Source organism: Pseudomonas sp. RIT-PI-q (assembly GCF_001297125.1).
GTDB lineage: Bacteria > Pseudomonadota > Gammaproteobacteria > Pseudomonadales > Pseudomonadaceae > Aquipseudomonas.
In genome coordinates this window covers 15,245-27,459 of sequence record NZ_LHPC01000031.1, presented here as the reverse complement: position 1 = coordinate 27,459, position 12,215 = coordinate 15,245, and the positions used below count along the sequence as shown (strand labels likewise).

12 protein-coding genes are annotated in these 12,215 nt (G+C 59.8%); 10 read left to right on the top strand and 2 right to left on the bottom strand.

All coding sequences use genetic code 11. The annotated features are described in order from the left end of the window. Position 1: 1 nt before the first annotated feature. The 4 genes from AEQ67_RS16790 (at position 2) to AEQ67_RS16775 (ending at position 5,075) form a co-directional block, all read left to right on the top strand. Complete coding sequence (locus AEQ67_RS16790) at positions 2–1,066, top strand: alpha-ketoacid dehydrogenase subunit beta (protein WP_059404956.1); 1,065 nt, start codon at positions 2–4, stop codon at positions 1,064–1,066. Continuing rightward, positions 1,067–2,350, top strand: coding sequence for a dihydrolipoamide acetyltransferase family protein (locus AEQ67_RS16785; RefSeq protein WP_059404955.1), 1,284 nt, complete (start codon positions 1,067–1,069; stop codon positions 2,348–2,350). 11 nt (positions 2,351–2,361) lie between these two features. Further along, on the top strand, positions 2,362–3,744 hold the full coding sequence (gene lpdA / locus AEQ67_RS16780) for a dihydrolipoyl dehydrogenase (RefSeq protein WP_059404954.1): 1,383 nt from the start codon (positions 2,362–2,364) through the stop codon (positions 3,742–3,744). A 311-nt stretch (positions 3,745–4,055) separates the two neighbouring features. Then, positions 4,056–5,075, top strand: coding sequence for a branched-chain amino acid aminotransferase (locus AEQ67_RS16775; protein WP_059404953.1), 1,020 nt, complete (start codon positions 4,056–4,058; stop codon positions 5,073–5,075). A gap of 192 nt (positions 5,076–5,267) precedes the next feature. Here AEQ67_RS16775 and AEQ67_RS16770 read toward each other — a convergent pair whose 3' ends face one another. Then, the gene (locus AEQ67_RS16770; RefSeq protein WP_059404952.1) at positions 5,268–6,149 is read right to left on the bottom strand and encodes a LysR substrate-binding domain-containing protein; all 882 of its coding nucleotides are present in this window, start codon (positions 6,147–6,149) and stop codon (positions 5,268–5,270) included. A 105-nt stretch (positions 6,150–6,254) separates the two neighbouring features. On the opposite strand from AEQ67_RS16770, the gene AEQ67_RS16765 reads away from it, so the two are divergent. Further along, positions 6,255–6,863, top strand: coding sequence for a LysE family translocator (locus tag AEQ67_RS16765; protein WP_059404951.1), 609 nt, complete (start codon positions 6,255–6,257; stop codon positions 6,861–6,863). On the opposite strand, the gene AEQ67_RS16760 is transcribed toward AEQ67_RS16765, so the two are convergent. Further along, positions 6,860–7,615: an ArsR/SmtB family transcription factor gene (locus AEQ67_RS16760; RefSeq protein WP_059404950.1), complete on the bottom strand. Its 756-nt coding sequence runs from the start codon at positions 7,613–7,615 to the stop codon at positions 6,860–6,862. The genes AEQ67_RS16765 and AEQ67_RS16760 overlap by 4 nt on opposite strands. Positions 7,616–7,697: 82 nt before the next feature. Here AEQ67_RS16760 and AEQ67_RS16755 point away from each other — a divergent pair, with 82 nt between their 5' ends. From AEQ67_RS16755 to AEQ67_RS16735, 5 genes are all read left to right on the top strand, one after another. Further along, positions 7,698–8,819 (top strand): cytochrome P450, encoded by a 1,122-nt coding sequence (locus AEQ67_RS16755; RefSeq protein ID WP_059404949.1) that lies wholly within the window; start codon positions 7,698–7,700, stop codon positions 8,817–8,819. Between the two features lie 227 nt (positions 8,820–9,046). After that, complete coding sequence (locus tag AEQ67_RS16750) at positions 9,047–10,078, top strand: D-cysteine desulfhydrase family protein (protein WP_059404948.1); 1,032 nt, start codon at positions 9,047–9,049, stop codon at positions 10,076–10,078. Between the two features lie 168 nt (positions 10,079–10,246). After that, positions 10,247–11,470, top strand: a complete 1,224-nt coding sequence (locus AEQ67_RS16745) for an S-type pyocin domain-containing protein (protein WP_059404947.1) — start codon at positions 10,247–10,249, stop codon at positions 11,468–11,470. 15 nt (positions 11,471–11,485) lie between these two features. After that, positions 11,486–11,725 carry a pyocin S6 family toxin immunity protein gene (locus tag AEQ67_RS16740; RefSeq protein WP_059404946.1) on the top strand — a complete coding sequence of 80 codons (240 nt, stop codon included), beginning with the start codon at positions 11,486–11,488 and terminating at the stop codon, positions 11,723–11,725. Positions 11,726–11,863: 138 nt separating this feature from the next. After that, positions 11,864–12,199: a hypothetical protein gene (locus tag AEQ67_RS16735; protein WP_059404945.1), complete on the top strand. Its 336-nt coding sequence runs from the start codon at positions 11,864–11,866 to the stop codon at positions 12,197–12,199. Positions 12,200–12,215 lie beyond the last annotated feature (16 nt).

Here is a 12,215-nt window from a genome sequence, read left to right as displayed (position 1 = left end):
CATGAACGACCACAACAACACTATTGAGCTGAGCACGGAAACCGCCATGACCACGACCACCATGACCATGATCCAGGCCCTGCGCTCGGCCATGGACGTGATGCTTGAGCGTGACGATAACGTCGTGGTGTTCGGCCAGGACGTGGGCTACTTCGGCGGCGTGTTCCGTTGCACCGAAGGCCTGCAGAACAAGTACGGCACCTCCCGGGTGTTCGATGCGCCGATCTCCGAAAGCGGTATCGTCGGCGTTGCCGTGGGCATGGGCGCCTACGGTCTGCGGCCGGTGGCCGAGATCCAGTTCGCCGACTACGTGTACCCGGCGTCGGACCAGATCATTTCCGAAGCCGCGCGCCTGCGTTATCGCTCGGCCGGCGAGTTCACCGCACCGATGACCCTGCGCATGCCTTGCGGCGGCGGCATCTACGGCGGCCAGACTCACAGCCAAAGTATTGAGGCGATGTTCACCCAGGTCTGCGGTCTGCGCACGGTCATGCCGTCCAACCCTTACGACGCCAAAGGCTTGCTGATCGCCTCCATCGAAAACGATGACCCGGTGATCTTCCTTGAGCCGAAACGCCTGTACAACGGCCCGTTCGACGGCCACCACGACCGCCCGGTAACCCCGTGGTCGAAACACCCGGCCGCGCAAGTCCCGGACGGTTACTACACCGTGCCGCTGGACGTCGCTGCCATCGCCCGTCCGGGCAAGGACGTGACCATCCTGACCTACGGCACCACGGTTTATGTGTCGCAAGTCGCGGCGGAAGAAACCGGCATCGACGCTGAAGTCATCGACCTGCGCAGCTTGTGGCCGCTGGACCTGGACACCATCGTCAAGTCGGTGAAGAAAACCGGCCGCTGCGTGATCGTTCACGAAGCGACCCGCACTTGCGGCTTCGGCGCCGAACTGGTCGCCCTGGTGCAAGAGCATTGCTTCCACTACCTGGAAGCGCCTATCGAGCGCGTCACCGGTTGGGACACTCCCTACCCGCACGCACAAGAGTGGGCGTATTTCCCTGGCCCGACCCGAGTGGGCGCGGCTTTGCATCGGGTTATGGAGGTCTGAATGGGCACGCACGTTATTAAAATGCCGGACATTGGCGAAGGCATTGCAGAAGTTGAATTGTCGGTGTGGCACGTCAAGGTCGGCGACATGGTCGTCGAAGATCAGGTGCTGGCCGATGTGATGACCGACAAGGCGATGGTCGACATCCCTTCACCGGTCCACGGCAAGGTGATTGCGCTGGGCGGTGTGCCCGGCGAAGTCATGGCGGTCGGTAGCATCCTGATCAGCATTGAAGTCGAAGGCGCGGGCAACGTTAAAGAGTCGGCTCAGCCGGCGGCCGCTGCCGTGAAAGAAGCACCAGTGGCGGCACCAAAAGTGGCCGCTGTTGCTGAAAGCAAACCGATGGCTGCTGCAGCGCCACGAGCGGCCGTCTGCCAAGGTCCGATGGTGGCTCGCGAAGCTGATGAGCGTCCGCTGGCCTCCCCGGCCGTGCGCAAACATGCGCTCGATCTCGGCATCCAGTTGCGTCTGGTGCGTGGCACCGGCCCTGCCGGTCGCGTTTTGCATGAAGACCTCGACGCCTATCTGGCTCAGGGTCAACAGCCGCAATCGACCGCCACCGCCGCTTACGCCCAGCGTAACGACGAAGAACAAATCCCGGTGATCGGCATGCGCCGCAAGATCGCCCAGCGCATGCAGGACGCCACGCAACGCGCCGCTCACTTCAGTTATGTCGAAGAAATTGACGTCACTGCCGTGGAAGAGCTGCGCGCACACCTGAACGAAAAACACGGCGCGACCCGTGGCAAGCTGACGTTGCTGCCGTTTCTGGTCCGTGCGCTAGTCGTCGCCCTGCGCGACTTCCCGCAGATCAACGCCCGTTACGACGACGAAGCCCAGGTCATCACCCGCCTCGGCGCCGTGCACGTGGGTATCGCCACTCAAGCCGATATCGGTTTGATGGTGCCGGTGGTGCGTCATGCCGAAGCCCGCAGCCTGTGGGACAGCGCCACGGAAATCTCCCGGTTGGCCACTGCTGCACGCACTGGCAAGGCCAGCCGCGATGAGCTGTCCGGCTCGACCATTACGTTGACCAGCCTCGGCGCCTTGGGCGGGATCGTCAGCACACCAGTGCTGAACCTGCCGGAAGTGGCGATCGTCGGCGTCAACAAAATCGTCGAACGCCCGATGGTGGTCAAAGGCCAGATCGTGATTCGCAAGATGATGAACCTCTCCAGCTCCTTCGATCACCGCGTGGTCGATGGCATGGACGCGGCGCAATTCATCCAGGCCATTCGTGGCTTGCTCGAACAACCCGCTACCCTATTCGTGGACTCTTTTTAACTGGAGCAGGCATGCAGACTTTGAACACCACACTGTTGATCATCGGCGGCGGCCCTGGCGGTTATGTGACGGCGATTCGTGCCGGTCAGCTGGGCATCTCGACGATTCTGGTGGAAGGCGAATCGTTGGGCGGCACCTGCCTGAACATCGGCTGCATTCCGTCGAAAGCGTTGATCCACGTCGCGGAACAGTTCCACCAGACGCAGCACCACAGCCAGCATTCGGCGCTGGGCATCAGCGTGTCAGCTCCGACGCTCGATATCAGCAAGAGCGTCGAGTGGAAGGACGGTATCGTTGATCGCCTGACCACGGGCGTTTCGGCGCTGCTGAAAAAGAATAAAATCCAGGTTATTCAAGGTTTTGCGAAGGTTATTGATGGTAAAACCGTAGAAGTCGGCGACACGCGCATTCAGTGCGAGCACCTAGTGCTGGCCACCGGTTCGAAAAGCGTGACCCTGCCGATGCTGCCAATTGGCGGGCCGATCATCTCTTCCACCGAGGCCCTGGCGCCGACCTCCGTGCCGAAACGGCTGGTCGTGGTCGGTGGCGGTTACATCGGTCTGGAGCTGGGCATTGCCTATCGCAAGCTCGGCGCCGAGGTCAGCGTGGTCGAGGCACAGGAGCGCATCCTGCCAGCCTACGACGCTGAACTGACCCAGCCAGTTCATGACGAATTGAAAAAGCTCGGCATGAAGCTTTACTTGAAACACAGCGTGGAAGCCTTTGATTCAAAAGCAAATACACTGCAAGTTCGTGACCCGAATGGCGACACGTTGAACCTGGAAACCGATCAGGTACTGGTGGCGGTCGGGCGCAAACCCAACACCCAGGGCTGGAACCTCGAAGCGCTGAACCTGGACATGAACGGTTCGGCGATCAAGATCGACAACCGCTGCCAGACCAGCATGCGCAACGTCTATGCCATCGGCGACCTCAGCGGCGAACCGATGCTCGCGCACCGGGCCATGGCTCAGGGTGAAATGGTGGCGGAACTGATCAGCGGTAAATCCCGCGAGTTCAACCCGACCGCGATTGCCGCCGTGTGCTTTACCGACCCGGAACTGGTGGTGGTCGGCAAGACCCCGGACGAGGCCAAGGCTGCGGGTCTGGACTGCATCGTGTCGAGTTTCCCGTTTGCGGCGAATGGTCGGGCGATGACCCTGGAATCGAAAAGCGGCTTCGTGCGCGTCGTGGCGCGCCGTGACAATCATCTGATTGTTGGCTGGCAGGCCGTTGGTGTGGGTGTTTCGGAGTTGTCGACGGCGTTCGGCCAGAGCCTGGAAATGGGCGCAAGGCTGGAAGACATCGCCGGCACCATCCATGCGCATCCGACCTTGGGCGAAGCCGTCCAGGAAGCGGCGTTGCGTGCGTTAGGCCACGCGCTGCACCTGTAAAGGTCACACGCAAACCCCCTGTAGCAGCTGACGAGTACCGCGAGGCAGCGTTCGACGACGAAGTCGTCGCAAAACCGGCCATCGCGTTCTTTCAGGTAAACCGCGTCGGCCGGATTACGACGACTTCGTCGCCGAACGCTGCCTCGCGGTGCTCGACAGCTGCTACAGGGGATCCATCGGGTGTATCGATGGTCGCAGAGATCGAATTGCGGGCTGCGAAACCACCCCGGAATGAAGTATTGTTGTCCCCATCCAAAAAAACGTCAGAAGCCTTGAACCGTTTCGACGGTTGTTCAGTGATAGAGGGTGTCATGGGTAACGAAAGCATCAATTGGGACAAGTTGGGTTTTGACTACATCAAGACAGACAAGCGCTATCTGTCGCACTGGCGTAATGGCGAGTGGGACAAGGGCACCCTGACCGAAGACAATGTGCTGCACATCAGCGAAGGCTCGACTGCCCTTCACTATGGCCAGCAGTGCTTCGAAGGCCTGAAGGCCTATCGTTGCAAGGACGGTTCGATCAACCTGTTCCGTCCGGATCAGAACGCCGCACGCATGCAACGCAGCTGCGCCCGCCTGTTGATGCCACAGGTGTCCACCGAGCAGTTCATCGAAGCGTGCAAGGAAGTGGTTCGCGCCAACGAGCGTTTCATCCCGCCTTACGGCACCGGCGGCGCGCTGTACCTGCGTCCGTTCGTGATCGGCGTGGGTGACAACATCGGCGTGCGTACTGCGCCCGAGTTCATCTTCTCAATCTTCTGCATCCCGGTCGGCGCCTACTTCAAGGGCGGCCTGACCCCGCACAACTTCCTGATCTCCAGCTACGACCGCGCGGCCCCACAAGGCACCGGTGCGGCGAAGGTCGGTGGCAACTACGCCGCCAGCCTGATGCCAGGTTCCCAGGCCAAGAAAGCGCACTTCGCCGACTGCATTTACCTGGACCCGATGACCCACACCAAAATCGAGGAAGTCGGTTCGGCCAACTTCTTCGGGATCACCCACGACAACAAGTTCGTCACCCCGAACTCGCCGTCGGTGCTGCCGGGCATCACCCGTCTGTCGCTGATCGAGCTGGCCAAATCGCGCCTGGGTCTGGAAGTGGTCGAAGGTGACGTGTTCATCGACAAGCTGTCCGACTTCAAGGAAGCCGGCGCGTGCGGTACGGCTGCCGTGATCACCCCGATCGGCGGCATCAGCTACAACGATCACCTGCATGTGTTCCACAGCGAAACTGACGTCGGCCCGATCACCCAGAAGCTCTACAAAGAGCTGACCGGTGTACAGACTGGCGAAATCGAAGCGCCAGCGGGCTGGATCGTCAAGGTTTGATCCAGCGCTCCAGGCACTAAAAAAGCCCACCCCTCGCGAACGCGTCGGGTGGGCTTTTTGTTAGGTCACGCAAAATTGGCAAACTCAAGCATTCCCCTGTAGGAGCTGGCTTGCCAGCGAAGGACGTTAACGATGACGCGTTGCAACAGGATAAACGTTGCGCGCCTGAGTCCTTCGCTGGCAAGCCAGCTCCTACAGGTCCGTCCGGGTAAACAACCACTGCACAAACACCCGCGTGGCCTCCGTCACATCCGGCGCAACCCCGTAGTAATAACGCGGCAACGGCATACGCAACTCGGGCAACGGGCAGATCAGGCGTCCGCTCGACAGGTGGGTGCCCAGCAACGAGGTCGGGCACAAGGCAATGCCCTGCCCCTCCACGGCCGCCTCAAGCACCCGATGCATGTGCTCGAACTGCCGGGTGACCTGGGTGGCTGACTGGCTTTGGCCAAAGTGCAGGGCCCAGTTGTGCCAGTCTTCGCGACGCGCCTTGGCGGTCAGCAACGTGTGCCGGCTCAGGGCCGTGAGGTCTTCAAGCGGCAATCGTTCGATCAGCAAGGGCGCCGCGACCAGCAACAGTTCGTCTTCGAACAGCGCCCGCGCCTCAATCGCCGGTGCCCAGTCGTCACGACCCCGACGAATGACGACGTCGAAGCCGTCGCGTGCATGATCGGGGGCCTGGGTTTGGGTGATGACCTGCGGTTTGATCTCCGGGTGCTGCGCAATGAAGTCCGCCAGCCTCGGCGCCAGCCAAAGCATGGCAAACGACGGTCGGACATTGATCTTCACGGTCGGCAACGAGGCATGCTGCTTCAGCGCTGCAGCGGCGTCGGCGATCTGCGCCAGGCCGGCGCTGACCTGCTCATAAAAGCGCTGGCCGGCCGGTGTCAGCAGCGATTGCCGGATACGCCGTTCGAACAGCAGCACGCCGAGGTGTTCCTCAAGCAATTTGATGTGCCGGCTGACGGCACTGTGGCTGACATGCAGCTCTTCGGCCGCCAGGCTGAAGCTCTGATGACGGGCAGCAACGGCAAAGGCGCGAACAGCATTAAGCGGCGGTAGTGAATTAGTCATGCGTCTAATTTAGTCACATATGCGCCGCAATTAAAGCGTTTGTCACGCCCTCCTCGCCACGCCAATCTGCCCGCACGCAGCCAGCGCCACCTGACGGAGCAAGACATGAACAACTATGGACTCTTTCTACTGTTTGCCACCCTGACCATTTTGAGCCCGGGGCCTGGCGTGCTCCTGACCCTGTCCAACGCGGCGCGCCACGGCTGGACCGGGGCGGTGCCGGGCATTCTGGGGATCGCGTCGGGGGCATTTATCGTCGCCGCCATCAGCGCCACCAGTGTTGGCCTGATCCTCAGCACTTCGGCCAACGCCTTTACCGCGTTGAAATACGCAGGGGCCGCCTATTTGTTGTACCTGGGCTTCAAAAGCTGGCGCTCGGATCGTTTCAGTAAGCTGCTTGAAACACGCCCCTCAAGCCCAGGCTATCGCTTCCTTGAAGCCGCTTCGATCCAGTTTTTGAACCCCAAGGCAGTGTTCTTCTTCCTGGCGGTGTTCCCGCAATTCATCGACACCTCGGCACACTTCTACGGCCAGTTTTTCAAGCTGGTCGCCTCCTACGCCGTACTCGTGGTGCTGGTGCATGGCAGCTACGCGTTGCTCGCCAATGCGGCCAAAGGCTGGTTGTCGAGCCCGAAGGGTTCCTGGGTGGCGGCGAAAGTCTCGGGCGTGACCTTCGCCGGTTTTGGCGTGCTGATGGCCTCGGCCAGTCGTTAAGGTGCGGGACTGGTGATCCGGGCACCAGTGGACGTGGGTTTGGCGGTCGTGAGTTGAACCGGCAGTTCAACGGCGAACCGGCTACTGAGTTCCTTTCGGCCTGTTGCCGTCAACGTCAACGCGCGACTGTCCAGATCCTGAGTCAGCCATTTGCGCTTGATCGCCGTTTGCAGCAACGCCGCCCCCAACGAGCCGCCCAGATGCGGGCGGCGCATGCTCCAGTCCAGGCACGGGCAGGCAAAGCGGCGGCGCAACGTATTCAGGTCTTTGACCTCGATCCCCAACCCTTCAAACAACGCTTCGCCGCTGTCGCTCAGCTGATAAACCTGTTCATCGGTTTCCAGCAGCCAGCCTTTTTCCAGCATCCGGTCATGCAGCAACACCGCCAAGGTGCCGGCCATATGGTCGTAGCACGTGCGGGCGAATTGCAGACGATCCGGGGTGCGCGGGTTGAAGATCGGTGCGGCGTTCTGGCCGACGACCATCAGCGCTTCCAATGCCTGGGCCACCCGTTTGTCCGCGAGGCTGTAATAGCGATGGCGGCCCTGGACGTGTAAACGCACCAATGCCGACTCCTTGAGTTTGCTTAGGTGTGCGCTGGCGGTGGACGCGCTGACCTCGGCAATCGCCGCCAGCTCGGTGCTGGTGCGGGCGTGGCCGTCCATCAGCGAACAGAGGATTTTGGTCCGGGCCGGTTCCGCAATGGCCGCCGCGACTTGAGAGACGCCAATGTCGTGCTGTTCTGCGTTCATACTTCGCTCCCGGACGAATCAAGGCCCTTTTGGACTGGAGATAGTAGCAACACTTTCCCCACCACGAACAAGGCTGCGACCCATGGACCCGATCATCGCTGCGACTCATGCCGATCCTTATCCCTATTACGCACAATTGCGCGCCGAGGGCGGGCTGGTTTTTCACCACGGGCTGAAACTGTGGGCGGCCACTAGCGCCCGCGCCGTGGCAGCCGTGCTGGCGCATCCCGATTGTCATGTTCGACCGGCCCACGAGCCAGTGCCCAAGGCGATTGCGGGCGGCATGGCCGGTAAGGTCTTCGGGCAATTGATGCGGATGAATGAAGGCGAGCGCCAGCGTTGCCCGAGGTCGGCGATTCAGCCGGGGTTGGCGTTGATTGATGTCGAAGAAGTCAACGCGCTGGTCCGCTCGCGGTTGCTCAGCCCGGACGCCGACGGCCTGTACAAGGCGATGTTCCGTGGCCCGGTGTGCGTGGTGGCGGCGTTGCTGGGGTTCACGCCGGCTCAGGGTCGGGTCATCAGCGAGCTGACGGCAGATTTCGTCGCGTGCCTGTCGCCGCTGAGCGATCAGGCACAACTGGACGCTGCCCATGCGGCGGCGGAACAGTTGAGTGGTTATTTCATTGAGCTGCTGGACGACCCAGCCCCTCAAAGCGCCCTGCTCGGCGGTATTCGCCAGCGCTTTGCGGCGACACCAACCGACCCCGACGCGTTGATCGCCAACCTCCTCGGCCTGTTCTCCCAGACGTATGAGGCCACCGCCGGGCTGATCGGCAATGCGTTGGTAGCGCTGATACGAAACCCGTCGTTGTCGAACGGCCCGATTCGTGTCGATGAACTGTTGGCTGAGGTCCAGCGCTTCGATCCATCGGTGCAGAACACCCGGCGATTCGTCGCCGCGTCTTGCGAAATCGACGGCGTGAGCCTGAACCCCGGCGATGTGATTCTGGTGCTGCTGGCCTCGGCCAATCGCGACTCGCAGCTTAATGACCATCCCGATGCCTACCTGCTCGATCGTCCGCAGCGTCGCAGTTTCACGTTTGGCGCGGGGCGGCATCAATGTCCGGGGCAGGTGTTGGCCATGAGCATCGCCAGCGCTACGGTGATGCAGATTATGCAGATGAAACCTGCGCTGGATCGATTGACCTGGCGCTACCGGCCTTCGCTGAATGGGCGGATTCCGTTGTTCGCTGATCTGTCTTAAGCCTGATCGACCGCGTTATAGATCAAAAGATCGCCGCCTTCGGCAGCTCCTACAAAGCGCTCGGCGCACACAAAACCTGTAGAAGCTGCCGAAGGCTGCGATCTTTTGATCTTCCAGCTCTATCGTATTAATTACCTCAAGTAACAACTGAAATGACCGGCAATGCCTATATCCAAAGTGCCTTTCTCCCTAAAGTCACCCTAATAAAAGACCCCGAGGCGCCACTGATGCAAACCCAACTGGACACGGCACTGAACGCTTTTGCCCGCGCAGACTTGCTGCAAGGCCCCACACCCATTCAACGCGGCGAACGCCTCGAACGGCTGCTGGGCCTCGATAAGCAGGGCATCGGCCTGTTTCTCAAGCGCGACGATTACATGCTGATTGGCGGTGGCGGCAACAAACTGCGCAAGCTCGAATTCCATATCGGTGCGGCGCTGGCGGCCGGGGTCGACACGGTCATTACCATCGGTGGCCTACAGTCCAATCATGCACGCCTGACCGCCGCTGTCTGCGCGCGCCTGGGCCTCGCCTGCGAATTAATCCTGACCCGCTCAGTACCCAAAACCGAAGTGGATTACGAGCTCAATGGCAACGTGCTGCTCGACCAGTTGTTCGGCGCAGACATCAGCGTGCTCGCCGGGGGCTCCGACTCTCTCGCCAAAGCCGAGACACGGGCTGCGCAACTTCGGGAATCGGGGCGCAAGGTGATGGTGCTTCCTACGGGCGGCTCAACGCCACTGGGCAGTCTCGGTTACGCGCGCTGTGCAGCAGAGATCGCGCAGCAGGAAACGGCACTCGGTCTCACCTTCAAACAAGTCATTGTGCCCAACGGTAGCGCCGGCACCCACGCCGGGCTCGCGGCTGGCTTCCAGTTACTGGGCCGAGGCACATCGATCGTCAAGTCGTACTCGGTTTTATCCGATCAAGCCACGTCAGCGACCAGAACCCTGACATTGACCCAGGACACCTTGGCGTTACTGGGCAGCAACGCCATCGTGCAGGCCGACGAGATCAGCATCGACGGCAGCCAATTGGGCAACGGTTACGGTCTGCCGACACCAGCCATGCAGGACGCCGTACACCTGATGGCTCGCGCCGAAGGCCTGTTGATCGACCCGGTGTACTCCGGCAAAGCCTTCGCCGGCCTGCTGGCCGACCTCCGGCAAGGACATTTCCGCGCCGGGGACAACGTGCTGTTCGTGATGACCGGCGGCACACCGGGGTTGTATGCCTATCGGGAAACGTTTCAGGGCTAAGCGTTAATCCGGGTTTTCCCGTTTCAGCTCAGCGGATGACGACAAGCTGAGCTAAAACGAGGAACTCCATTTGTAACAACGGCCAGAGTTTCAGACCCGTCCTACATCTATCAAATGCCCGTTGATATAGCGTCCTCATCGCTTTCAGAAGATGAAACAAGGACGCTCATGCCTCGTAACACAGACATCCCTCGGGTTCAAAACCCACCGTCAGGCGACGGGCATCACATCACCAGCCGCTACATGAACGCCACCGAACTGGCAGAGCGCGATGCCAGGCAAAAGAATTTTGACGACATGTTGGCCCGGCAACAGGCATATGAAGACCGTTCCATAAAGCGACCTCAACAACAGGACCCTCCGCCCCCCAAAGGTTGCGTGTTCGCCAAAAGTTGCAACCTTCCCGACGGCGTAATCAATCACGTCAACCCGACCGGGTTTGTCCCCGTCGAGAAACTGGCCGATTACGGAAAATTCTCTCTGCTAGGCGGCCGAGAAAGGGACGCCGCGGGAAACATCCCTCTCAAGAAAATCAGTGGTAGTGCGCTACCGGCAGCCTTGGGAACGCTTGTTTTAGGCGGGGTCGGTGTTTCTGGCACCGGGACAACTGCCGCTGGCGGTGCCGGCGTCGTAGCGGGAGGTGTCGCTGTTGGCATATTAGTGGGAATACTTGCACTGCTCTGGCCGTCGAGTCTGGGAGACAGTTCTCTGTACACAGAAGAACAGCTCAAATCACTCAAGGAAGGCCGCACACGTGTCCGACTGCATATCGAACAACAGGCCGATGGCACCTTGAAAGGATACGGATACAACACCCAGAAGCGCAGCGATTGGGAAATGATTCCTGTGGTGCAGTTCGTCGCTCAAGGCACTCGGCAAGTGGCTGATTTCGGCAACGGGAGAACGCTGATATGGACCCCAGCCGATGCCCTATCTAACACTTTCGGAATCCCGGCGCTGGAAGCTGCCCCACAAGTCCCTCACATCTGGATTTATCCGCCTACCGAGCAGGCAGATAACATCATCGTCGATCCGATTTACCCGCCTGAGTACAAGGACTTCATCCTTGTTTTCCCGGCTGATTCTGGTGTGCAGCCGCTGTATGTTGTGGTTTCAAGAACTGCTGGCAGCGGTGATATAAAGTACCACCGACCACCGCTGGCATTACCTGCATTTCCTGATGCCCTTCCTGTTAAATCAAAAAGCAGTGTTCAGGGCGGAGGGAGTAAGCGCAGCCGGTGGAAAGACCGGAAGGGGCGGATATACGAATGGGACAGCAAGACGGGCGCAATAGAGATCTACGATAAACAAGGTAAGCATATTGGCGAGTTCAACCACGAAACAGGTGAACAGATAGACCCCGCAAAACCTGGTAGAACCACCCCAAAATAAATTAAGAGGCTATTTATGTTTTTATGGATTAGCGGTTTCTTAAAAGGTGATGTCGAGGATGACTCCTTAAAATACGAACTTACGGTTCGACCTCAGTTTGAGGCCTTGGTAATGGGTTGTCTTGGCTGGAAAAGTCTCGATGAAAGTGCGGATGGGGAATGGCTGCTAACCGACGAGCAAGTCCAACAAATCGCCATAGCTCTCAATGAGCGGTTACCGACTGAACTGGACCTCTTCATAGGTGTGCGCGAGTAGGCGAGTGCGAAGTCAGGAACTCTAGGCAAACAACGGGCCACAACGCTCCTTCACACACCAGATGCGCCGTCACCAGCGACCTGCACTTGCCGCCTGCCTGCATGCCCATAAGAAAGGGCAATATTCCAGGAGTAAAAAGTGAGCTTTCTCTACCAAAATCCATCAATGAGCCACGATGAAGCGACGAAGTTTCTGGCCAGCGGCGTGGATACGAACGTTATTGCGGCATTGGTTTCTATCGGGCTGAATGAAGACGATAGAACCTGGGCTCAGAACACGTGCCTCAACTACCTCGCAAGTGAGACTGAATCAGTTGCAGCGTCCGCCGTCACGGCGCTGGGTCACATAGCTCGCAGGCATAGTCGACTGGATAGATACAGGGTCCTTCCAGCACTCGCAACTGTGAAGAACAAATTTCCTTCGCTGGAAGGCATTGTTGCGGACACGCTTGACGATATTGACGCATTCACCTGACCCGCCGAGCGTTCGA

Coding starts and splice junctions, on each gene's coding strand:
- AEQ67_RS16770 (WP_059404952.1), bottom strand. CDS start 6,149: ATGACTAATTCACTACCGCCGCTTAATGCTGTTCGCGCCTTTGCCGTT.
- AEQ67_RS16775 (WP_059404953.1), top strand. CDS start 4,056: ATGGGTAACGAAAGCATCAATTGGGACAAGTTGGGTTTTGACTACATC.
- lpdA (WP_059404954.1), top strand. CDS start 2,362: ATGCAGACTTTGAACACCACACTGTTGATCATCGGCGGCGGCCCTGGC.
- AEQ67_RS16790 (WP_059404956.1), top strand. CDS start 2: ATGAACGACCACAACAACACTATTGAGCTGAGCACGGAAACCGCCATG.
- AEQ67_RS16755 (WP_059404949.1), top strand. CDS start 7,698: ATGGACCCGATCATCGCTGCGACTCATGCCGATCCTTATCCCTATTAC.
- AEQ67_RS16760 (WP_059404950.1), bottom strand. CDS start 7,615: ATGAACGCAGAACAGCACGACATTGGCGTCTCTCAAGTCGCGGCGGCC.
- AEQ67_RS16765 (WP_059404951.1), top strand. CDS start 6,255: ATGAACAACTATGGACTCTTTCTACTGTTTGCCACCCTGACCATTTTG.
- AEQ67_RS16785 (WP_059404955.1), top strand. CDS start 1,067: ATGGGCACGCACGTTATTAAAATGCCGGACATTGGCGAAGGCATTGCA.
- AEQ67_RS16740 (WP_059404946.1), top strand. CDS start 11,486: ATGTTTTTATGGATTAGCGGTTTCTTAAAAGGTGATGTCGAGGATGAC.
- AEQ67_RS16750 (WP_059404948.1), top strand. CDS start 9,047: ATGCAAACCCAACTGGACACGGCACTGAACGCTTTTGCCCGCGCAGAC.
- AEQ67_RS16745 (WP_059404947.1), top strand. CDS start 10,247: ATGCCTCGTAACACAGACATCCCTCGGGTTCAAAACCCACCGTCAGGC.